This window comes from [Clostridium] saccharolyticum WM1 (genome assembly GCF_000144625.1).
Classification (GTDB): Bacteria; Bacillota; Clostridia; order Lachnospirales; family Lachnospiraceae; genus Lacrimispora; species Lacrimispora saccharolytica.
On sequence record NC_014376.1, the window covers coordinates 263442 to 287445 of the forward strand.

18 protein-coding genes are annotated in these 24004 nt (G+C 45.5%); 15 read left to right on the top strand and 3 right to left on the bottom strand.

What is annotated here, in order from left to right:
* Positions 1-6 precede the first annotated feature (6 nt).
* The 4 genes from CLOSA_RS01300 (at position 7) to CLOSA_RS01315 (ending at position 3608) form a co-directional block, all read left to right on the top strand.
* Positions 7-783, top strand: coding sequence for a hypothetical protein (locus CLOSA_RS01300; protein WP_013270983.1), 777 nt, complete (start codon positions 7-9; stop codon positions 781-783).
* A 369-nt stretch (positions 784-1152) separates the two neighbouring features.
* The gene (sigI, locus tag CLOSA_RS01305; RefSeq protein WP_278146304.1) at positions 1153-1848 is read left to right on the top strand and encodes an RNA polymerase sigma-I factor; all 696 of its coding nucleotides are present in this window, start codon (positions 1153-1155) and stop codon (positions 1846-1848) included.
* Positions 1845-3203 carry an anti-sigma-I factor RsgI family protein gene (locus tag CLOSA_RS01310; protein WP_013270985.1) on the top strand — a complete coding sequence of 453 codons (1359 nt, stop codon included), beginning with the start codon at positions 1845-1847 and terminating at the stop codon, positions 3201-3203. Before sigI ends, CLOSA_RS01310 begins: the two co-directional genes overlap by 4 nt.
* A 144-nt stretch (positions 3204-3347) precedes the next feature.
* The gene (locus tag CLOSA_RS01315) at positions 3348-3608 is read left to right on the top strand and encodes a GlsB/YeaQ/YmgE family stress response membrane protein (protein WP_013270986.1); all 261 of its coding nucleotides are present in this window, start codon (positions 3348-3350) and stop codon (positions 3606-3608) included.
* Between the two features lie 245 nt (positions 3609-3853).
* On the opposite strand, the gene CLOSA_RS01320 is transcribed toward CLOSA_RS01315, so the two are convergent.
* Complete coding sequence (locus tag CLOSA_RS01320; RefSeq protein ID WP_013270987.1) at positions 3854-5158, bottom strand: GHKL domain-containing protein; 1305 nt, start codon at positions 5156-5158, stop codon at positions 3854-3856.
* Between the two features lie 7 nt (positions 5159-5165).
* Positions 5166-5873, bottom strand: a complete 708-nt coding sequence (locus CLOSA_RS01325) for a LytR/AlgR family response regulator transcription factor (RefSeq protein ID WP_013270988.1) — start codon at positions 5871-5873, stop codon at positions 5166-5168.
* Positions 5874-6052: 179 nt separating this feature from the next.
* Between CLOSA_RS01325 and CLOSA_RS01330 the strand changes: the two genes are divergently transcribed.
* Positions 6053-7510 (top strand): sodium:solute symporter family protein, encoded by a 1458-nt coding sequence (locus CLOSA_RS01330; protein ID WP_013270989.1) that lies wholly within the window; start codon positions 6053-6055, stop codon positions 7508-7510.
* A gap of 215 nt (positions 7511-7725) precedes the next feature.
* Here CLOSA_RS01330 and CLOSA_RS01335 read toward each other — a convergent pair whose 3' ends face one another.
* Positions 7726-8370 carry a GntR family transcriptional regulator gene (locus CLOSA_RS01335; RefSeq protein WP_013270990.1) on the bottom strand — a complete coding sequence of 215 codons (645 nt, stop codon included), beginning with the start codon at positions 8368-8370 and terminating at the stop codon, positions 7726-7728.
* A 270-nt stretch (positions 8371-8640) separates the two neighbouring features.
* On the opposite strand from CLOSA_RS01335, the gene CLOSA_RS01340 reads away from it, so the two are divergent.
* The 10 genes from CLOSA_RS01340 (at position 8641) to CLOSA_RS01385 (ending at position 23965) form a co-directional block, all read left to right on the top strand.
* Positions 8641-10170: an alanine/glycine:cation symporter family protein gene (locus CLOSA_RS01340; protein WP_013270991.1), complete on the top strand. Its 1530-nt coding sequence runs from the start codon at positions 8641-8643 to the stop codon at positions 10168-10170.
* A 2-nt stretch (positions 10171-10172) separates the two neighbouring features.
* Positions 10173-11579, top strand: a complete 1407-nt coding sequence (locus CLOSA_RS01345) for a tyrosine phenol-lyase (protein ID WP_013270992.1) — start codon at positions 10173-10175, stop codon at positions 11577-11579.
* 254 nt (positions 11580-11833) lie between these two features.
* Positions 11834-13462 (top strand): response regulator transcription factor, encoded by a 1629-nt coding sequence (locus CLOSA_RS01350; protein WP_013270993.1) that lies wholly within the window; start codon positions 11834-11836, stop codon positions 13460-13462.
* A complete protein-coding gene (locus CLOSA_RS01355) occupies positions 13446-14885 on the top strand; it encodes a sensor histidine kinase (RefSeq protein ID WP_013270994.1) in 1440 nt (479 codons plus the stop codon). The genes CLOSA_RS01350 and CLOSA_RS01355 overlap by 17 nt, the downstream gene beginning before the upstream one ends.
* Positions 14886-15054: 169 nt before the next feature.
* Positions 15055-16134: an ABC transporter substrate-binding protein gene (locus CLOSA_RS01360; protein ID WP_013270995.1), complete on the top strand. Its 1080-nt coding sequence runs from the start codon at positions 15055-15057 to the stop codon at positions 16132-16134.
* A gap of 153 nt (positions 16135-16287) precedes the next feature.
* A complete protein-coding gene (locus CLOSA_RS01365; RefSeq protein ID WP_013270996.1) occupies positions 16288-17808 on the top strand; it encodes a sugar ABC transporter ATP-binding protein in 1521 nt (506 codons plus the stop codon).
* A complete protein-coding gene (locus tag CLOSA_RS01370; RefSeq protein ID WP_013270997.1) occupies positions 17801-18856 on the top strand; it encodes an ABC transporter permease in 1056 nt (351 codons plus the stop codon). Before CLOSA_RS01365 ends, CLOSA_RS01370 begins: the two co-directional genes overlap by 8 nt.
* A complete protein-coding gene (locus CLOSA_RS01375; protein ID WP_013270998.1) occupies positions 18857-19870 on the top strand; it encodes an ABC transporter permease subunit in 1014 nt (337 codons plus the stop codon).
* 284 nt (positions 19871-20154) lie between these two features.
* Complete coding sequence (locus tag CLOSA_RS01380; protein ID WP_013270999.1) at positions 20155-21531, top strand: MATE family efflux transporter; 1377 nt, start codon at positions 20155-20157, stop codon at positions 21529-21531.
* Positions 21532-21760: 229 nt separating this feature from the next.
* A complete protein-coding gene (locus tag CLOSA_RS01385) occupies positions 21761-23965 on the top strand; it encodes a DNA topoisomerase III (protein ID WP_013271000.1) in 2205 nt (734 codons plus the stop codon).
* The last annotated feature ends 39 nt before the right edge of the window (positions 23966-24004 follow it).

Sequence of the window (24004 nt, forward strand, 5' to 3'; positions counted from 1 at the left end):
TTTAAAATGAAAAACAAAAATAACAGAATGCTGCTGTTAGGAAGCCTTGCGGTTGCTGCCGCATTGTCAATAAGTGCCTGCGGAAATACTACATCAAACGTGAAAAAGGATCACAGTACTGCAAACGTTTCTGAGGAAACGACCAGGGAAGAACCGGCAGAGAAAGAAGGTACTGTTTCTGAACAAGCTGATTTACAAGAAACTTCGGTTTCCCTTGCAACTTCAACTGCTGATAACGTACAGCCTGGAGCAGACGGGATACCAATGGTGAAGCTGCCGGAGGGCATATCAGGCATGAAAGCAGAGACAAAGCCCTTGAAGGAGCTGAGGGATTTGATCATCGAGGATATGGAGGTACCGGAGGATTATTACGATACAACCCATTACTTCTATAACTATATTGATTTAAATGATGACGGAAAAAATGAAATATTTGTTATGGTTACAGGTCCATACACCAGCGGTACCGGTGGAAGCAGTGCCTTGCTGATATCGGAAAATGGAGGAAAACTGCACATTACCCAGGAGTTTACATTAGTAAATGAACCAATCATTGTAAGTGATAAGTCGGAAAATGGATATCATGATCTGATCATTCCTTATTTTGGTAATCACAAAACTCAGTATTCCGTATTGAAGTATACCAATGGAGCATATATAAATGTGCCGGATGGAGAGATGATAGATCGTCTGGATGGAATCACGGGGAAAGCAATCATAGCCAATGACTTGCTTAATGAGGTGCAGGCAGGAATCATGGGACTCAGTCTCAGTGATAAATAAATGGTGCAGCTTTCAATGGCGAAGTTGATCCTGTATGATTGGTGGATATTAAAAAGGGATTATGGAAACAGGTTGTGCGGATGACCTTGAGAAGATGAGAAGATATAAGGAACCTTACATTGGATTGTGAGGTTCCTTTTTTTATGATATCATAGAATTCCGGCTTCTACAATGAACGGAACCAGCCTTCAATAATTGAAATGCTCTAAAATTCGAAAAAATAATTCATTGTGAATTACAACAGGTACCCCAAAAAATAAAATGTATTTGCCGAATAATCATATATAGAATAAAAAAAATAAGTAAAATTAATGATATAAAAAAATCGGATAAGGGGGGATTGTCCTGAGAGAACTGGATTATCTGGCTCTGGAAGCAGCCCAGAATGAAAAAATATTAAACGGTTTTATTGAAAAGCATGAAACGGTCATTTTGAATACAGCATCAAAGGTTACAGGTCATTACATAACAAAAAGCGATGATGAGTGGTCTATAGCTTTAAGTGCTTTTGTACAGGCTGTTAAGGATTATGATTTAAAAAAGGGCAGTTTTTTAAAATTTGCAAAATTAGTTGTAAAAAGACGGTTGATTGATTATATCAGACAGCAGGTTAAATACCAACAGGAGATCAGTGTGAATCCGGTTGTATTTGACTCAGATTTTGATGAGGATGAGAACCGCCATATCCAATTTGCAGTTACCCAAAGATCAATGGAGTCTCAAAAACAGGAAAGCCTTTCGATTGAGATCCATACAGTGAACGAAGTTTTTAAGGATTTTGGTTTTACCTTTTATGATTTAATAAAATGTTCACCAAAAGCAGCAAAAACAAAATCAGCCTGTGGGAAAGTCATTGCCTATTGCATAGAGGATCCTGTGGCTGCAAATGTTTTAAAAATCACGAAATTATTACCAGTAAAAATTCTTGAAAAAAACACAAATACACCCCGAAAAATCATAGAGCGCCATCGAAAATATATAATAGCAGCCGTAGTGATACTATCCGGAGAGTATCCAGGGCTAGCAGAGTATCTGCGTAACATCAGAGAGGAGAGAAGACAATGAAATCAGTTGTAGTCGAAATAAAAGGGCGATTTGCAGCAGTACTGTCTGATGATGGCAGCATGAAAAAAATTAAAAATAAAGATTATGCGGTAGGTCAGGAGGTTCAAATAATAGAAAATACCTTTTCCAATAAGAGACCTGGCATACACATACGACAAAAAAAGGATGGGATGAAATTGAATAGCTTACTTACGAAAAAGTCAGTATTATGTACAGCATGTGTGGCGGTCATGTTATTATGTTCCGGTGCAGGGATATGGGCCTATGCAGCTCCATATTCCTATGTCAGTCTGGATGTGAATCCTTCGATTGAATACACACTGAACCGTTTTAAAAGGGTAATCAGGGTTCATGCAGTAAACGATGACGGACAAGACATATTAAATGAAATCAACCTTGGGGATTTCAATCATAAATCTATCGAAGATGCAATCATGGCAACGGTGCAGCAGATTTCAAAAGAGGGTTATTTCACAGACAGTCAGGCTGGTTCGGTTACTGCCAAAGCAAGGGAAGCTGCGGAAGGCAGTCATACAGGTGAAGGATCGGTAACCGGTTCTGCGAAATATATCGATGGAGGCATTGTTATCACAGTTTCCAGCGCTAATGCAAAATTGGACGATGAATTTGTCCTTGAAATACGCAATGCGGTCAGAGAATTTGTAGATGATAATGTGGAGGTCGAGGTTTCAAGGGTAGGGCTAGAGCGGGTCAAAGAGGCAAGGGAGCTGGGAGTAACGCCTGGAAAGCTGAATTTAGTTGAGAAGCTGAGGGCAAGTGCCAGTGATCCGGACAGCATAGTAATTGAGGAATGGCTGAATAAACCTGTCAAAGATGTTATGAAAGAAATAAAAAATAATAGAAAAGCTGCCAATGAGGATCGCTCTGAAGCACCATATGACAAAGCAACCGATTCTTCTGCAAAAAGCAATAGACCGGCTGACATCAACATCCCCTCCGGTAAAAATGACGAAAGCACAGGAAAAACAAAAAAGGAAAAAGCAACGGATAAAGAACAGGCAAAATCCGTCAATGCAGATCAAACCAACGGGAACGCTTCCGGGGATAAGAAAGAACCAACAGGAAAGCAGACTGATTCAGAGATAAAAGTACAGAACAAGGAAGAAAAGGCATTGGAAAAAGCAGAATCCAAGGCTGAAAAAGCAGAAGAAAAAGAACTGCCCAGGAATGAGAATAAAGAGGAGCATGGGATTCAAGAAACGATAAAAAGTACCGAAAGCGGAACAGAGAGCAATGATAAAACTGAAAATAATAAAGGCAATTCCAATGCCGGAAAAGAAAAGCAGGAAACATCAGTTAAAAAATCAGATCCGGGTAATTCAAAAAAGCATTAATCAGTCTCTTTTTATATTCCATGTATATTTGATACATTTTTGGTACAATATAACTATGGATAGAAATTTATATGTGGTATCCCTTGGGACATTGCCAGGGTGATTGAAAAATTTATTATAAATGAATGGAAAGAGAGGTAATAAATGATGGGAATAATAAGCTGGATTATTATTGGTGCTCTTGCCGGTTGGATTGCCAGTATGTTTACCGGTAACAATAAAAGTATGGGGGCTGGTGCCAATATTTTAGTTGGAATCGTGGGCGGTCTGATCGGCGGGTTCATAATGAGCCTCCTGGGAGGAACCGGTATCACCGGCTTCAATATATGGAGCCTGATCGTCTCTGTTATTGGTTCAGTTATTTTATTATCAGTCATCAATGCAATGAAAAGGCAGAGAGAATAAGTTGGTTTGGCGGTTGTTGCCTTATATAAAGTTACATGACACAATAAGATCAAGAAAAAACAAGCATGGAAAATGCCGGTGTTCCCGGTAACTTTTCATGCTTGTTTTCTGTGTAACCCCTCTTTTTTATAGTCTTCCATGATGTTAATGGTTTATTTAATCCTGTCTGCTGCTTAGGAGAACTTATCTGCGGGGATAGGTTTATAAAACCGGATGGTTTCCCTTTGTACGAAAGCCATGGTTTTTTAAATGCTGGAGCGGTCCATGATGGTTACCATGGCTGTAAAGGTGGTATCATTGAAGCATACGTCAAAATCATCTCCAGGGCGGTTCAGGATCCTGCGGACGCTTATAAGCCCCAGACCGCCATCCTGTTTGCTGGATAAAAGTCTTCCTCCGCTTTCTTTGACCTGGCCATTATAGGAATTTTCCGCCAGCATCATCAAATGATCCTGCATCCATCTTGCCTGAAGATGAATAAAACGGTTCTCCTTAAGCTTTAAGCAGGCTTCCATGGAATTTTCCAGCAGGTTTCCCATGACGATGCAAAGGGTCAGGTCATCAATGGGGATATGGGCGGATATATCAAGGCTTGCCACAAATTCAATATGGTTTTCCTGGCAACGGGCGCCGTATTCCTGAAGGACCTGATTGACGGCGGGATTTTCGCAGTAGTTTTGTTCCTTTGAGGTATCCAGCTCTTTGTTTAAATCAAGGAGGTATTTTCTCTGCTGGTCCTTATCCATATGGAGAAGGGCATGGATGTGATGCCTGAAATCATGGCGTATGATACGTAGCTCCTCCCCATGTTCCAGCAACTGATTGTAATGATCTCTCTGCTTCCCGATGAGCTGCCTTGCGAATATAAGCTCTTCCTCCGTCTTTTTCCTGGTTACAGCCTCCAGGGTACCATCCAGGATCATGACATACAGCACCAGGATCATGGTACAGAACGCCAGATAAAATACCACATCCTCAAAGCCTCTTCTTTCCAGGGATTCCCTGGAAAATATGGTGGAGGTGCCAAACAGAGAAATGGCCAGGGAAATGGCCGGATAGGATGCAAGGAGCAGATGGGAGCGTCTGGACAGCTGGATAAAAAGCTGGCCGGTCATGGTCCTTAACCAGTAACGGACAAAAATATAAAAGCCGCAGGCAGAAAGGAAGGAGACGATGACGCAGATCTGGCTATAGGAAAGAAATATGGATTTCCCCAATACCGTGGCGGCAAATTCATTTAATGACATGGACAGGACTGCAAAAAGCCAGGCGGATATATAAAGAAACACCTTTTTTAACAGCTCTCCATTAAAAAATATAAGGAGCAGCAAAAAAAAGAGACAGGAAAAGATTCCCTGGACAAAGAGAAACACCGGTTCCCTGATGTGAAACAGGGACTGGAGGGAGACCATAATGACCCAGAGATATACCGATACGGCCGCAATGTTCTCCCGGTTCTTCTTTTTGGGTTCCAGGCAGACGAAAATAGGCATCATGCGGACCGCCAGATTGATCAGATTTAATATGACATTACATGCTGCTTCGTTCATATCGGCCTCATTTCAATTGAAAATGGTAGAATACATGTTTGCATTCTTTATAAAAATTGCGGGAAACAGGCACCAAGTCTCCGTTGGTCATCACAAAGCCCGCGTTTTCCAGAGCTTCCACATGGTTTAAGTTCACGATATAGCTTTGGTGGCAGCGGATAAAGTAAGTCTGGGCCTTTAATTCTTCCTGAATCTCATTGAGCTTCTGATGGACGGAAAGGACTTCTCCGCTTTTAAGGACAATATAGACCCGGTGCAGCCTGTTTTCAAAATACAGGATCCGGCTTAGTTTCAGCTCCATAGGGACCCGGTTATGAACGATGGAGATGGAGGCTTCCCGTGATTTAAAATTTTGTTCCATGACCCGCTTTAAGGTTTCCTCAAAATCTCTTTCCACCAGTGGTTTCAGGACAAAGCCTGAGGCGTTGACCCGGTAACCGTCTACAGCGGACTCCAGAGAGGAAGTGATGAAGATGATCACAGGAGCTTCTTTCTTTTTAAGCAGTTTTTTGGCAGTTTCTATTCCGGTCATGTCTGGCATGATAACATCCAGAAGATAGATATCATAGGTATCTTCTGCGGAAAGTAATTTCCCCGCAGATTCAAAATCATCAATCTGAACATCCATATCATGGGTTTTATAATAGTCGCGCACAAAGTCAAGAATCCTCTTCCTGTCCTCTCTGCTGTCGTCACAGATGGCTATACGCAGCATAGAAAAGTACCTCCGATCTCATTCCATTGTATTGAGATTTTTCACAGAAGTCAAGCAGGGAGAAAGAATCTGCATATTTGGTGGGAAATCGGCAGATTCGGTTGTGTTATTGGAATTATAATTGTGTTAAACTGAATTTACAAAAGAGTATTCATAAAAAAAGTCAGGAGGGGTTTTTTATGGGAGCAAATGTTATTGTAACTGCGATTGTTATCATTTATCTGCTGCTCATGCTGTGGATCGGCTGGTATTCATCCACCAAGATTTCCACCAATACGGATTTTCTGGTAGCCGGACGCCGTCTTGGCCCGCTTTTAATGGCCGGTACACTTGCCGCCACGGAAATCGGGGGTGGAAGTTCACTGGGAGTGGTGCAGAACGGTATGTCGGGTTTTGGCCTCAGTGCTGCCTGGTACATCATTACCATGGGGATTGCTTTTGTCATATTAAGTTTTATTGCACCCCGGTTCCGTGCAGCGACGGTTAAAACAGTGCCGGAATATTTCCGGAGGCGTTACGGCAAATCCTGCGGTATTATTACGGCTGTTATCATGCTTTTGCCTTTGGTCGGTCTTACGGCTGGGCAGTTTATTGCCTCTGCGGTCATTTTATCCACCATGCTTGGCATTGATTATCAGGTGGCGGTAATCATTGTGGCAGTGGTAGTAACGGTATACTCCATTATGGGTGGTTTATGGAGTGTTACCCTGACGGATTTTGTCCAGGTGTTTCTCATCGTGATCGGCATGATCATTGCTGTTCCATTTGCGCTCCGTTATGCAGGGGGCTGGGACAATGTGACGACTAATATTCCGGCGGGAACATTAAACATGTTCCAAGGCTATGATTTGTTTGGAATCATTTCCCTTGTTATCATGTATACTGCCACGTTCTCTGTGGGACAAGAGGCGGTATCCCGCTTTTATGCGGCCAGGGATGAGAAGGCGGCAAAAGGCGGTGCTTGGCTGGCCGCGCTCATAAATTTCATATATGCATTTGTTCCTACAATTCTTGGAATAATTACACTGGCATTAATCAATATGGGTAAATTCAGTACAGATCAGTTTGCAAAGGTAGGAGCCCGTTACGCCCTTCCGATTCTGGCGATCAATACCATGCCGGCCATCGTCTGCGGATTTCTGTTTGCCGGTATTATTTCCGCCACTATGTCCAGTTCGGATTCAGACTTACTGGGAGCAGGTTCGATCTTTTCCAACGATATTTACAAGGCAGTATTGAAGCCGGATGCATCCAGCCAGTCTGTCATGAGAGTTACAAAGATCGTCATGTGTTTGGTGGGAGTGGCCTCCATGCTTATTGCACTGTTTAATACACAGAGCATCGTATCCATTCTCATGTTCTGTTTTACTCTCCGGGCAGCGGGTTCTTTCTTCCCTTATGTCATGGGACATTACTGGAAGAAGGCATCACCGGCAGGAACGATTGCTTCCCTTATAGCAGGTACCATTGTGGTTGTATATCTGGAGCATGTTTCCAAAGGCATTCTGTTTGGGATCAAGTTCAGCCAGCCCATCATACCAGGACTGGTTGCAGCATTCATCTGTTTTATCATCTTTTCCTTTGCTATGCCGCCCAGGATTGAGACAACGGAACTGGCACCGGAGGAAGATGACTGATCACCTTGTGAGGCAACCGGCTGTTATATTAGGGGATTGGGGGAAAAGCTTAAGATAATTCAGCAGGGAAAGAGGGGGCTGTCACACTAAGTAATTAGTGTGCAGCTTCTTTTTTGCGTTCAATGTTGTAGGTTCTATAAGACGAAGGTCCTGAAATCCACCCGGCAGCGGAAAGAGTTTAGCCAGGACCAACAGACGTTAGCCTGTTGATTTTTCTATGGATTGTATCCTTTAATCAGTGAAAGGCCGTGGATATAGTGCTGCTCAAGAAGCCTGGAGGCAAGGTCAAATTGGCCGGAGCTGTAGGCATTGACGATATCCCTGTGCTGCTTGGTGGAACAGGACCGGTCCTCAGCGGTGCGGATAGCAAACTTAATCAGAAGGAACCGGATAAGATTGTATCTTTTGTAGGTCTCTTTCAAGAACTGATTGCCGCAGAAGTCATAGAACGACTTATGAAAATGGAAATCTGCGTCAAAATAGGCATCGTCATCCGGAGCACTTGTCTGCTTTTCCAGATATTCCTTCAAATGCTTTGTCACTTCCTTGTCGGCACCCTTGGCGATGGTCATATGGAGCGCTACACCGGAGATCGCAGCAATGAATTCATTGATCTCTGCCGCATATCCATAGTCAAAGCTGATTACCTGGGCACCTGTTTTTGTAACTTCTTTTACGAGGCCGTCCTGATAAAGTTTGTTGATGGTATCTCGCACCGGTGTGGAGGAAACTAAAAAGCGTTCCTGCAATTCTCTGTTTGTTATTTTACTTCCCAGAGGAATGGTTCCGCTCATGATTTCATTTTTCAGGATGTTGTATATCTGTTCACTTAAGGTCATTTTCACAAGAGTACTCTTCATTTTCCTCTCCTTCCTGCTTGTCTTAATTGCTAGTATTTTACATTTTACTATAAATTACTTTTAAATGCAATAAAATGGACAATGGCCAATAGGACTTTCCTATATAATTCCCCGATTTACACAAATATAAAAATATTAAAAAAAATATTGACAAAATGCCTTTCTATTGTATAATATAACTAACGAATATGATGCATCATACATCATGCATCACAGGACGGACTTGAAGGTTGAATTGAAAAAATTAAATATGAGAAGGAGGATGGGGAAATGCAACTATTTGAATGGCTGGTGCATTACATCGTGAAGATTGTAATGGCACTCAATAACCTGTTGTGGGGCGACATGTTCATTTTGGAATTTTCAAATGGTGAAACCAAGTTTGGCATATCATTGCTGGTAATCCTGTTGATTCCAGCAGGACTATATTTCACTGTTAAAACGAGATTCCTGCCATTCCGGCTTTTTCCTGAAATGATTCGGGCGACTTTGAGGAAAAAAACTGGAGAGGATCAGAATTCCATTTCCGGTCTTCAGGCACTGATTATCGCTACAGCCACCCGCGTGGGTATGGGGAACCTGGCAGGGGTGGTAGCAGCTATTTCCTTTGGTGGGGCAGGTGCAGTATTCTGGATGTGGGTGACTGCTATCATAGGCTCGTCTACTTCGTTCATTGAATCAACGCTTGCGCAGATTTACAAGGAAAAGGATCCGCTCTATGGAGGATACAGAGGCGGGCCAGCCTACTTTATGAATCGGATCCGGTTTATTACAAAGGTGAAGCGTGAAGATATCTTTGTAAAGGATGTACAAAAGGAAGCAGAGTATGTGGCAATGGACGGCAACACCTATTACATAAAGGGCTGCAAGTGCAAAATCCTTGGAATTGCATTTGCGCTTTCCGGTCTGCTTTGCTGGGCCGGTATCAGTCAGGTAATCGGAAATTCAGTTTCAACTGCTTTTAAAAATGCATTTGGTATTCCGCAAATAACTACGACAGTGGTTCTGGTTGCAGTTTCCGCATGCATCGTGCTCCGCAAGAATGCCACAGTGAAGGTGCTCGACAAGGTTGTGCCGATGATGGCATGTACCTATTTCGCTATTACGCTTTTCATCATTGTCAGGAACATTGTTCATCTTCCGGCTATGTTTGGAACCATCTTTTCCCAGGCGTTTGGACTTGAGCCTATGATAGGCGGAGGGTTGGGAGCTGTTGTGATGAATGGTGTAAAGCGTGGACTTTTTTCGAATGAAGCCGGAAGCGGCTCCGCCCCCTGTGCAGCAGCGGCTGCCGAGGTGGATCACCCGGTAACGCAGGGATTGATTCAGTCTCTTGGTGTTTTTATCGATACCCTGGCAATCTGCAGCTGTTCCGCATTCCTGATGCTTTTGGCACCGGCTGAGGTTACCGAAGGATTAGAGGGAATGGATCTTCTGCAGGGAGCGATGAACTATCACTTGGGTAGTTTCGGAGTTATTTTTATCGCAGTTATCCTGTTCCTGTTCAGCTTTTCTACATTTATTGGCATTCTATACTATGCACGCAGTAATGTGGCTTATATCTTTAAGGATACATGGGCAGCCCAGACGGGATACAAGATTTTTGCACTGGTGATGCTATTTATCGGCGGAATCGCTGCATACAGCTTTGTGTGGGATTTAGGGGATCTCGGAGTAGGGCTGATGACCATTTTCAATATGCTGGCAATCATTCCGTTGTCAGGCCAGGCCATTGCATCGCTTAAGGATTATGAAAAGAATTTTTTAATTAAAAATAAAAACATTTTAAAGGAGGAATAAAAATGGATATGATGAAATTTGCACCAGAGCCTTTCAAAATTAAGATGGTAGAGCCTATGGGCAACTTAAACAAAGAAGAGAGAAAAGATGCCATCAGGACAGCAGGATATAATACGTTCCTGTTAAAATCAGAGGAATGCTTTATTGATCTTCTGACAGATTCCGGTACAAATGCAATGAGCGACAGGCAGTGGGCAGGATTGATGTTGGGTGACGAAGCTTACGGCGGCTCCAGGAACTTTTATCATCTAGAAGAGACCGTGCGCGAACTGTTTGGGTTCAAATATGTAGTTCCTACTCATCAGGGACGCGGTGCAGAGAACATTCTGTCTTCTCTTACCATTAAGCCAGGAGACTATGTACCAGGCAACATGTACTTTACCACAACCCGGTTTCATCAGGAACACAATGGAGCTACTTTCCGGGATGTGGTTATCGACGAAGCACATGATCCAAATGCAATCCTGGACTTTAAGGGCAATATAGACTTAAATAAGTTCCAGGCTCTCATTGACGAAGTCGGAGCAGAAAGGATCCCATATATCTGCCTTGCAGTGACTGTTAACCTGGCAGGCGGGCAGCCTGTTTCCATGGCTAACGTCAAGGCTGTGTCCGAGCTGGCCCATAAGCATGGCATTAAGGTAATGTTCGATGCCACCAGATGCGTGGAGAACGCATATTTCATCAAGACAAGAGAAAAAGGCTATGAGGATAAGAGCATCAAGGAGATTGTTCACGAATTGTTCTCCTACGGCGATGGCTGCACCATGTCCGGAAAAAAAGACTGCCTGACCAATATCGGCGGGTTCTTATGTATGAATGACAAAGATTTATATATCCGTGCAACTGGGATGGTGGTTCAATATGAAGGTATGCCTACCTATGGCGGAATGGCAGGAAGAGATATGGAGGCAATGGCAATCGGCCTTAGAGAATCAATGGAATACAACTACATCAGTCACCGCGTCAATCAGATCCGTTATCTTGGCGAGAAGCTGGATGCTGCAGGAGTTCCTATGGTTAAGCCCAGCGGCGGTCATGCAATTTTCGTAGATGCCCGTGCATTCCTAGACCATTTGGATCAGAAAACGGACTTCCCCGCACAGGCTCTGGCAGCCGCTGTTTACGAGTTCTCCGGCGTCAGAACCATGGAGCGCGGCATTATCTCCGCAGGAAGAGACATTAAGACAGGAGAGGACCATGTGCCGAAGCTGGAGACAATCCGTCTGACCATTCCAAGAAGGGTTTATACCTATGCACATCTTGACTATGTTGCTGATGCAATCATCCAGCTATATCAGATGAGACGTGACATCAGCGGTCTTAAATGGGTATATGAGCCAGCCGTTCTGCGTTTCTTTACCGGACGCTTTGAACCTAAGAATGGAGAACTGATTAAGGGGTTTTAAACCTTGGAATGAAACAGACTGCTGGAACCAAAGTGCACCGGAGAAATAGGATCAAAAAATAAAATAAAGTGTTGTGAAATAAGAAAAAATGCTGTTTTTAGCCTGGACTGGGCTGGAAACAGCATTTTTTTGTGGTATTATTAAGTATATTTTTTTACGAATGAAAAACCAGGGGCGGAAATTATTCCCTTATATTTCTATTGTGGATTTTATATAATTTACTTATGAGTTTGGTCAGACAGGGGGGATTGGATATGGTGAAAATATTTCTGGCAGAGGATGAAAAAATAGTCCGTGAGGGAATCAAAAACGGCATTCCATGGGAAAAATACGGATTCGAATTCGCCGGGGAGGCGCCGGATGGGGAACTGGCCTATCCTCTGATTTTAAAATCTAAGCCGGATATTCTGCTGACAGACATCCGCATGCCCTTTATGGATGGGCTTGAACTGGCTGAGATGGTGAAAAAGGAGCTGCCGGGGATCCGCATCATGTTTTTCAGCGGGTACGATGATTTTGAGTATGCAAAGCGTGCCATAAGAATCGGCGCGGCGGACTACCTTCTTAAGCCTGTAAGCAGCAGCCAGCTTTTGGAGGCGTTGGAGCGGATGAGTGAAGCCATCATCCAGGAAAGAAGCGAGAAGGGTTATAAGCTGGAGTTTTTAAAGCAGCAGGAGGAGAGAAAACGGATGGAGCGGGACCGGCTGTTTGATACCATTGTTTCAGGAAATTTAAGCCTCCAGGAAATCCTGTTAAAGGGGCGGGAGCACAGCCTGTCTCTCAGCGCACCCGCTTATAACCTGATTCTGTTTCAGGCAAGAGCTTCCCATAACCAGGAACAGTATACAGACCAGGAGGTTCTTTTTGATGAGATGCTAAAGGAGCAGTTGGAGGGGCGGACAGAGGTCATCCCCTTCAACCGCCTGACAGAGGGGTATGCTTTCCTGATCATGGGAAATGACTTTAAAGACTTAGAGAAAAAATCGGCTGCCTGTTCCGGGCTTTTGATCCGCCTGGTGGAGTCTTGTCCGGGCATGGAGTATTTCGGCGGAACCGGTGTACCGGTCCGCAGACTCAGTGAGCTTAAATCCTGCTTTCAAGCGGCCAGCAGAGCTTATGCCTGCCGTTATATGCTGGAATATAACCAGTTTCTTACGGCAGAGGCGGCTGTCCGCCTTCACGATGATTCTGGAAGCATCAGCCTGGAAGGAATGGATATGACCAAGCTGAGCAGGGACATTGTCCCTAATTTTCTTAAAAACGGTTCAGTCCCTGAGGTAAAATATTTTCTGGAAGAATATTTAGAGGCATGCGGAAATAATTTGAAATCCCTGATTTTCCGGCAGTATCTGATCATGGACATGTATCTCGCTGTGGTAAGCTTTGTCACCCAGCTGGGCTTTGAGCCGGAGCAGGTGCTAAAGGAATTCGGAGATGCAGAGACCATAAAGCCCTGGGTGGGATCGGAAGAAGCGGCAGTTAAATATGCCAGGGAGATCCTCACAAAGGCTATCACATTCCGCACCACCTGTTCCCAGAAGAAGTACCGCCTGGTCCTTGATAGGGCCAGGGATTATATTGGAAGCCATTATCTGGACGAGGATATTTCCTTAAATGTGGTGGCTTCCACCGTGAATATAAGTCCCAATCATTTCAGCACCATATTCAGCCAGGAAATGGGGATCACTTTTGTAGAATATTTAACAAAGGTGCGCATGGAGGCTGCAAAGGAGCTGCTTCTTAAAACGGACCTTCGGGCCTCGGAGATCGGATATCAGGTGGGATACAAGGATCCTCATTACTTCAGCTATATCTTTAAAAAGACGCATGGAATTACGCCCAAAGCATTCCGGGCAGGAGGCAGAAATGAAGCACGAACGTGATTCGATCAAAGCGAAAATACAGTCCATGCAGGCAATCGTATTTATCCCGGTCATTATTATGATTGGGATATTGCTGTATATGATGGCATGGCAGAATAAGCAGTACCGGCAGAGCATCAGAAACTTAACCATGGCAACCGAGTTTAATTTTGATTTTAAATCAAACATTGATTATAAGATGTACCGCATTGTCATTGGAGCAGACACCTTTGACACCTTAAGTCCCTATGAGGAGCTGGAGAATTCCCGAAGACTTTTTGAGCAGCTTAAGAATTCCACTCCTCAGGAAAACAGCAAAAAGGGGCTGGATGGGATCATCATCCTCATAGGCATTCTGGAAAAAAGGATTAAGGACATCCAAACCAGCAATATCATCGGAGATTATGACCGGAACATGGAGCGCCTGGATAAGGACATTTACGTTATCACAGACTTAATTGAGGAGACCATGTCGGATTATATCTATAATGAAACAAAGACCCTGGAATCCGTGCGGCAAAAGCTGGATTCCCAGACCAAGCGGGTCATTGCCTTATGCATTATGGTTTCGGCTTATATCATCGTCTTTTTAATGGCGTCCTTTTCTTCCTTTGGCAAGAAGATCACAAAGCCCATAGAGGAACTGTGTGAATATACCATGGTACTGGCAAACGGCAGCTTAAAGGTCAATGCTCCCAGAAGCAACATCCGGGAGATCCAGATGCTAAGCGACCGGTATGATCACATGGTGGTACGAATCGGAGAACTGATCAACCATATCAAAGAGGAACAGGAGCTAAAGAGAAAGACGGAATTAAAGCTTCTTCAGGCTCAGATCAACCCTCATTTTCTCTACAATACTCTGGATACCATTGTCTGGCTGGCAGAGGGAAAACGCCATCAGGAGGTGGTGGAAATGATCACAGCACTTTCTTCCTTTCTGCGCATGGGCTTAAATAACGGACGGGATTTTATTACCGTCCGGGGAGAAGCGGAGCATGTAAACAGTTACCTTCAGATCCAGCATTTCCGTTATGAGGACATTCTTGATTATGAGATTCACTTTCAGGAGCAGATCATGGATTACTCCATCTTAAAGCTGACCCTGCAGCCCATTGTGGAGAATGCCCTTTATCATGGGATCAAAAATTGCAGAAAAAAGGGATTTCTAAAGATCACCGGCTGGCAGGAGGAAGGGGACATCCTGCTGAGGGTGGAGGATAACGGCATTGGAATGAAGCCGGAAGAACTTGAAAAAATGCAGAAGCTGGTACGAAGGGGCGGTGAGGATGTGGGCCTGCGGGAAGGCTTTGGAATTGCCAATGTGGCGGAGCGGATCCGGCTGAATTTCGGGGAAGCGTATGGGCTTCTTATTGAAAGTGAGTATGGGGCAGGCACCTCTGTGACTGTCAGGATACCGGCTTCTTTAAAGGGGAACAGATAAAAAAACCAACCTTTTTCCGAAAAAAACCAACTTTGTTTTGGAATGTGTGGAAAAGACGTAAAAAACTCAACCCTTTGCAAAAGATTTTCCATTGAGAAAAGGGTTTATAATGGCTATGATACAGGTAGTTGCAATGCAAACACCATATATCATTTTGGAGGGAACGGATATGAAGAAAAGATTACTGGGCATGATGACGGCGGCGGCCATGACCGCAGCCATGGTTTTATCCGGCTGCAGCGGATCTCAGACTGCAGCAACAACGGCCGGCGGGGAAACAAAAACAGAGGCTGCTGCTGAAACAAAGACAGAGGCGGCAAAGACAGAAGCTGCTAAGGCAGAGGAAAAAAAGGATCAGCTTGTGGTAGGTTTTTCCCAGGTAGGTGCGGAGTCTGACTGGAGAACGGCCAACACCGAGTCCATGAAATCCACATTTACGGAGGCAAATGGTTATAAGCTGATTTTTGATGATGCGCAGCAGAAGCAGGAGAACCAGTTAAAGGCTGTCCGCAACTTTATTCAGCAGGATGTGGACTATATTGTGATCGCTCCGGTCACGGAAACAGGCTGGGATACGGTTTTGCAGGAAGCAAAGGATGCGGGGATTCCGGTTATCATCGTTGACCGTATGATCGATGTTTCCGACGATTCCCTCTATACCGCATGGGTCGGATCCAATTTCCTTCAGGAAGGTTATGATGCGGTAGCGTGGCTTGATGAATATTTAAAGAAAAACAACCGTGCAGACGATGACATCAATATTGTCACTCTCCAGGGAACCATCGGTTCTTCTGCCCAGATCGGTCGTACGGACGGCGTGGAAGAAAAGATGAAGGATCATCCCAAGTGGAAGATGTTAGAGCGGCAGACAGGAGAATTTACTCAGGCAAAGGGGCAGGAGGTTATGGAGTCCTTCTTAAAGACCTATGATGACATTGATGTTGTGATTGCTGAAAATGACAACATGGCCTTTGGGGCTATTGACGCCATTAAGGCGGCTGGAAAGACCTGCGGACCAAAGGGCGATATTATCATCATTTCCTTTGACGCAGTTGCAGCTGCATTTGATTCCATGATCGCCGGAGATATGAACGTATCTGTAGAGTGCAATCCTCTTCACGGTCCCCGTGTGGCTGAAATCATTCAGAAACTGGAAAAGGGCGAAAGCGTAGATAAGATCGCTTATGTACAGGAAGGCGTGTATCCGGCTGATACGGCGGAACAGGAAAAACCCAAACGGGCATATTGATCCCCAGGGGACATGGAGCCGTAAATAGGAGCGAGTCAAAATAAACAGGTGTGGGGGGAATGGAGGATGTCGGATAAAATCCTCCCCTCCCCACCTTTTTTGATCCCCGGATCTGCGGTTTAAGCAGGACAGGGGAGGAAAGGAAGGGTTTCTATGCCCAATGATATCGTATTAGCCATGCGGAGCATATCAAAAACATTTCCAGGCGTGAAGGCCCTTGATCATGTGGATTTTACCTTAAGAAGGGGGGAGGTCCATGCCCTGATGGGAGAAAACGGAGCCGGAAAATCCACTCTTATCAAGGTTTTGACAGGAGTGGAAGAGTTTGAATCAGGAGAAATCACCATTGACGGGTTTCCGGGGAACAGGATCAACCATTCTCCCCAGGAGGCCCAGGCTCATGGGATCAGCACGGTCTATCAGGAGGTCAATCTCTGTCCCAACTTATCTGTAGCAGAAAACTTATTTATCGGCAGAGAGCCGAAACGGGCAGGCTTGATCGACTGGAAAACCATGAATAAACGGGCAAAAGACCTTCTGGAAGGTCTGGATATCCACATAGATGTGACCAGGGCCCTGGAAAATTACTCCATCGCCCTGCAGCAGATGTTTGCCATTGCCAGGGCAGTGGATATGTCCGCAAAGGTTTTGATCCTTGACGAACCCACCTCTTCCCTGGATGACCATGAGGTGGAGAAGCTGTTTAAGCTGATGAAGCGACTGAAGTCGGAAGGGGTCGGCATCATTTTTGTCACTCATTTCTTAGAGCAGGTGTATGAGGTATGCGACAGGATTACGGTTCTTAGAAACGGGGCTTTAGTAGGAGCGTATGAAACGGAAAAACTGCCCAGAGTGCAGTTGGTGGCTAAGATGATGGGAAAGGATTTTGACGATTTGGCTGCCATAAAGAAACGGGGAGATTCCAGGGAAAGATCAGAGGAAGTGGTGATCCATGCAAAGGAGATCGGAAAGCAGGGAAGCATTAAGCCTTATGACCTTACCATACGGAAGGGGGAAGTGATCGGTCTTACGGGGCTTTTAGGCTCCGGCCGCTCGGAGCTGGCCAGAAGTCTTTACGGAGCGGATAAGCCGGACAGCGGAGAGCTGAAGGTAAAAGGCCGTCCGGTTTCAGTGACTGCTCCTCATGATGCCATGATGGCTGGGATGGCTTATCTTCCGGAAAACAGGAAAGAAGAAGGAATCGTAGCGGATTTAACTGTGAGGGAGAACCTTATTCTGGCGATTCAGGCAAAGAAGGGCATGCTTCATCCCATTGGAAGAAAAGAGCAGGAGGAGCTTGCAGATAAATATATTGAGCTTTTACAGATCAAGACAGCCAGCAGAGAGACCCCCATAAAGAGCTTAAGCGGAGGAAACCAGCAGAAGGCGGTCTTAGGAAGATGGTTACTTACGGACCCGGATTTCCTTATTTTGGATGAACCCACCAGAGGGATCGATGTAGGGACCAAGACAGAGATTCAGAAGCTGGTGGTAAAGCTTTCAGAGGAGGGGAAATCCGTGATGTTCATTTCCTCGGAAATAGAGGAAATGCTGCGTACCTGCAACCGCATGGCTGTGCTCAGGGATGGGCAGAAGGTGGGAGAGCTGGAGGAAGAGGAACTGGACCAGAACAACATTATGAAGGCGATTGCAGGAGGTACGGAAGATGAATAGGATGACGGTGTTTGTGAAAAAGCTGACAGGAACCCGTTTGTTCCTGCCCCTGTTTTGTCTGGTTCTGGTGCTGCTTTCAAACCTCATTAAAACGCCCACCTTTTTTCAGGTGACTATAAAAAACGGCGTTTTGTACGGGTACATTATTGATGTAATCAACCGGGCCAGTGATCTGGTGATCCTGGCAGTGGGGATGACCATGGTGGTGGCGGCTTCCGGAGGGACGGATATTTCCGTGGGGGCGGTTATGTCCGTGGCAGGAGCCGTATGCTGCTACATTCTAGCAGGCGGCCAGCAGACGGTGAATGAGTTTCAGAATCCTTATCTATTAGGCGTGGCGGCAGCAGTCCTTGCAGGGATTCTGTGTGGCTGCTTTAACGGGTATCTGGTGGCAAAAATGAAGATCCAGCCTATGGTGGCAACCCTCATCCTGTTTACGGCAGGGCGGGGCATTGCCCAGCTGATCACCAGAGGGCAGATCACCTATATCCGGGTGGAATCCTATAAAATGCTGGGTGCCAGCATTCCTGGAATCCCTGTCCCGACTCCTGTGTTCGTGGCTCTTCTGGTGGTGGTACTTACCTATGTACTGCTTAAAAAAACCACCCTTGGGCTTTATGTCCAGACTGTGGGGATCAACTCCAGAGCTTCCAGGCTCATGGGGATCAAGTCCACCATGATCATCTTTCTTTCCTATGCTTTCTGCGGCCTCTGCGCCGGTGTATCCGGATTGGTTGCATCGTCAAGAATCTATTCGGCAGACGCCAATAACATCGGGCTTAACCTGGAGCTGGATGCCATCCTTGCGGTAGCCCTGGGCGGCAACAGCCTGGGCGGCGGTAAATTCTCCCTGCTTGGAAGTGTAATCGGTGCCTACACCATTCAGGCCCTCAGTACCACCTTATATGCCATGGGTGTTTCTCCGGACCAGATTCCGGTTTATAAGGCTGTGGTTGTAGTAATTATCGTAGCCCTTCAGTCAACGGAACTAAAGAAAATGGCAAAGAAGTTTCAAACAGGATATAAAGCTGGAAAGAAGGTGGCGTAAATGAAGAATAAAGGAAAAATCGATGGAAAGATATTCCTGCTTTTGATTACGATTGTCCTTTTTATGGGAATGTACATAGCCGGAATCGTTATTTTCAAAAGCAAAGGCTTTGCAAAGCCCCAGGTATTTTTAAACCTTTTTATTTCAAACGCCGGCCTGATTGTCATAGCGGCCGGTATGACAATGGTCATGATAACCGGTGGCATTGATATTTCCGTAGGTTCTGTTGTTGCACTTACCTGTATGATGCTGGCATGGATGATGGAAATAAAAGGAACCGGTGCCGTTCCTGCTCTTTTGACGGTACTGGTCATGGGAACCCTCTTTGGACTGGCACAGGGGTTTCTGATTGCTTACCTAAAGATCCAGCCCTTTATTGTTACCCTGGCCGGTATGTTCTTTGCCAGAGGAATGACGGCCATGATCAGTCAGGAAATGATCAGTGTGAAGAATGAGCTGTTCTTAAAATGGGCAAAGAGTAAGATCAATCTGACTTTTCTTGGGGGAACGGTAAACAAAAAGGGTGTGGTCAACTATCCCTTTATTTATTCAAGTGTGATCATCGCGCTGGTGGTCCTGGTTCTGGTTTTTGTAGTGCTAAGGTATACGAAATTCGGAAGGACGATTTATGCAGTGGGAGGAAATGAACAGTCCGCGCTGATGATGGGTCTGAATGTAAAGCGCACCAAGCTTTTGGTGTATGTTATCAATGGTTTTTTATGCGCCTTGGGTGGTTTTTTGTTCTGTCTCAATACTTGTGCTGGCTTTGTAGAGCAGGCAAAGGGCTTTGAAATGGAAGCCATTGCTTCGGCAGTGATCGGGGGAACCTTATTAACCGGAGGGGTGGGAAATGTTTTCGGAAGCCTGTTCGGTGTCTTGATTAAGGGAACCATAGAGACGTTCATCACCTTCCAGGGAACCCTTTCTTCCTGGTGGACGAAAATCACCATTGCCGCACTGCTGGCATTCTTTATCATTCTTCAGAGCCTGTTTGCCAAGGCAAAGGAAAAGTAGCAGGCGATAAAGTGAAAATTTTAGGGGCTGAGCTGGTGCCCAGCTCCTTTTGAATGCTTTTTGTAATCTTTTATGAATAAAGGTTGCAAACAATCTGAGACTATCTCCGTTGATAATGTCCTGTCTATGGTAACAGAACCGAAAAACCAGATAAAATGGAAGGATTTTGTTGACATAGGCCTTCATTCCATATAAAGTTATGATACGGAAATAATTAGGCTGAATCAACAGAAAATTACATCACGGAGGTATAACAGAAAAGTACGCTTTTGCTGGAAGAATTTATGAAAAAACTTATTGGTAATAAAGCATTTTACAGGATGGTGCTGACAATCGCCATTCCCATTATGGTCCAAAACGGGATCACGAACTTTGTCAGCCTGCTGGACAATATTATGGTGGGCATGGTAGGAACGGAGCAGATGTCCGGCGTAGCGATCGTGAACCAGTTGATGTTTGTCTTTAACATCAGCGTTTTTGGGATCATTTCAGGAGCAGGTATTTTCGGCGCCCAATTTTACGGCTGCGGAAAGCATGACGGAGTCCGGCATACGTTCCGTTTTAAGATTATCTTCTGCGGTCTTTTGACTTTGGCTGCAGTTGCTGTGTTTTTCTTCTTCGGGGAGGACATGATCGCCATGTATCTTCATGGAGACGGCAATGATGCGGAGCTTGCTACGGCACTGCATCATGGGAGGCAGTATATGCTGGTCATGATCGTGGGAACCATACCCTTTGCACTGGAACAGGCATATGTCAGTACCTTAAGGGAGTGCGGAGAAACAGTTGTACCCATGAAAGCCGGAATCGTGGCGGTTCTGGTAAACCTTGTGTTTAATTATATCCTGATCTTTGGAAAGCTGGGTGCCCCGGCACTGGGAGTGGTGGGAGCAGGAGTTGCCACCGTTATGGCCAGGTGTGTGGAAGCGGCGATCATCGTTATATGGACCCATAGAAATGAGAGGAAGCATCCGTTTATATCTGGAGCCTATCAAAGCTTTTATATCCCGTCAGGTCTTGTTGGGAAGATTCTGGTGAAAGGAACGCCTCTTATTGTAAATGAAGCCCTCTGGGCAGCCGGAGTGGCTACCTTAATGCAGTGTTATTCTGTAAGAGGATTGACTGCAGTGGCTGGCCTTAATATATCCTCCACCATAGGAAACGTGTTCAACGTGGTATATCTGGCCCTTGGAAGTGCGGTCTCCATTATTGTGGGACAGCTTTTGGGAGCCGGAAAAATGGAAGAAGCCAAAGATACGGATACAAAGCTCATTGCCTTTTCCGTTGGCTCCTGTGTGATCATGGGAGGACTTCTGGCAATCACTGCCCCATTGTTCCCCATGATCTATAACACTTCGGATGAGGTCAGGAGCCTGGCCGTCTGGTTTATCCGCATACTGGCGTTGTGCATGCCCATGAATGCGTTCATGAATGTGGCCTACTTCACCCTCCGTTCCGGCGGAAAAACAGTGATCACCTTTTTGTTTGACAGCGTATTCATGTGGGTGGTCAGCATACCGGTTGCCTATACCTTAAGCCGGTATACCTCCATCCCCATTGTGCCCCTGTATTTTATGTGCCAGATGGTGGAGATCATCAAATGCATTGTTGGATTTGTGCTGGTAAAAAAAGGTGTTTGGATACATAATATTGTAACGTGAAAGGGAGATGGAATTTGTCCCGTGAAGGATTAAGACTCCTGCAAAAAAGCCGTTCCTGTTCCCGCATGACAGGGCCGGCTTTTTTGATATAGCTTCACGACTGCGTCTTGTACATCTTCGCTTCTTACGGCCTCCCATCAGGGAAATAAAAATACGGATGCCATGTAAAAGTTGTAATAAACAGGACAATACGCTATAATTGGGTGAGAGATAAGCTTGGAGGAATGATATGAAATCTTTGATTATAGCAGAAAAGCCCTCGGTTGCCAGGGACATTGCCCGGGTGCTTCATTGTACAAAAAACCATGACGGAGTGATAGAAGGGGAAGCCTATGTGGTAACCTGGGGGCTGGGCCATCTGGTCACATTAGCTGACCCGGAAGATTACGATCCCAAATACAAGGAATGGAAAATGGAAGATCTTCCCATGATGCCGGACCAGTTCCGGCTGGAAGTCATCAAACAGACCGGAAAGCAGTACCGGGTGGTAAAAGCCCAGATCCACCGGTCTGATGTGGGGGAAATTATCATTGCAACCGATGCCGGACGGGAGGGAGAGCTTGTAGCCAGGCTGATCCTGGAAAAGGCAGGAAACAAAAAGCCAATAAAAAGGCTGTGGATTTCCTCTGTCACGGATAAGGCCATTAAAGAAGGATTTGCAAAAATAAAAAACGGCCATGAGTATGATAACCTGTACGATGCAGCTATGTGCCGTGCCGAAGCGGACTGGCTGGTGGGCATCAACGCTACCAGGGCACTGACCTGCAAGTACAATGCCAGCTTAAGCTGCGGACGGGTGCAGACTCCTACTCTGGCAATCATTGCAAGGAGAGAAGAGGAAATCAAAAATTTTGTTCCAAAGCCCTACTATGGAATTTCTGCCAAATGTGCTGATCCGGCCCTTTCCTTTACCTGGCGGGATGAGAAATCAAAGAGCTTCCGTTCCTTTGACAGGGACCGGGTGGAAGCCCTTTTTAATCATAGGAAGGCAATCGGCGAAGGTGTGATTACTGAGGTGAAAAGCGTTCCAAAGAAAACGGAACCGCCTCAGCTTTATGATCTGACAGAGCTACAAAGGGAAGCCAACCGCCGGTTTAACTATTCTGCAAAAGAGACCTTAAACATCATGCAGAGGCTCTATGAAAACCACAAAGTCCTGACTTACCCCAGAACGGATTCCAGGTATTTAAGCTCGGATATTGTTCCTTCTATAAAGGAAAGGCTTGAGGCCTGCGGCGTCGGGCCGTACCGGAAGCTGGCAGGAAGGCTGGCAAACCAAAAAATCAAGACAGCTCCTTCCTTTGTAAACGATAAGAAGGTGACGGATCACCATGCCATCATCCCAACAGAGCAGTTTGTCCAGCTGGACCATATGACCATTGAGGAACGGAAGATCTACGACCTGGTGGTCCGAAGATTTTTAGCAGTGCTGTATCCGCCTTTTGAATATGAACAGACGGAAATTACCCTGGATTTAGGGGGAGAGACACTTGCGGCCAGGGGAAAGACCGTGAAAGCCCAGGGCTGGAAGGAAGTTTATGAAAATCAGGATGAGGAAGAGGAAGAGCAGGAATTAAAGGAACAGAATCTTCCTGTCATGAAAAAAGGGGACATGATCAATGGGCTGACCGTGACCATGACGGAAGGAAAGACAAAGCCTCCGGCCCCGTTTCAGGAATCCACCCTTCTTTCTGCCATGGAAAATCCGGTTTCCTATATGGAAACAAAGGATAAGGACATGGCTAAGACCCTGGGAGAAACCGGGGGACTTGGGACTGTGGCAACAAGGGCGGATATCATTGAAAAATTATTCTCCGGCTTTCTGTTAGAAAAAAGGGGAAAGGATATTTTCCTTACCTCCAAGGCCAGGCAGCTCCTTACTCTTGTGCCAGAGGATCTAAAGAAACCGGAGCTTACGGCAGAATGGGAAATGAAGCTGTCTGAAATTGCAGGGGGAAAATTAAAACGGGCCGCATTCATGAAGGACATCAGGCAGTATTCCGGGGAATTGATCCGACAGATCAAGACGGGAGAAGGAAGCTTTCACCATGACAACTTAACCAGCCATAAATGTCCGGTCTGCGGTAAGCGGATGCTGGCAGTGAAGGGGAAAAATAACGAGATGCTGGTGTGCCAGGACAGGGAGTGCGGGCACCGTGAAGTGGTTTCCAGGACCAGCAATGCAAGATGCCCGGTCTGCCATAAGAAGCTGGAGCTGAAAGGAAAAGGGGATTCACAGATTTTTGTCTGCAAATGCGGATATAAGGAAAAGCTTTCTTCCTTTAAAGAGCGTCGTGCCAAGGAAGGGGCCGGAGTTTCCAAAAGGGATGTGGCAAAGTATATGAGTGAACAGAAGAAGGAAGGGAATCAACCCATGAATTCGGCATTTGCAGATGCGTTTGCAAAGCTGAACCTTGGAGATAATGGGAAGTAACCTATTCCGAAAGAATATCCCTTATCCCTGCCTGACAGC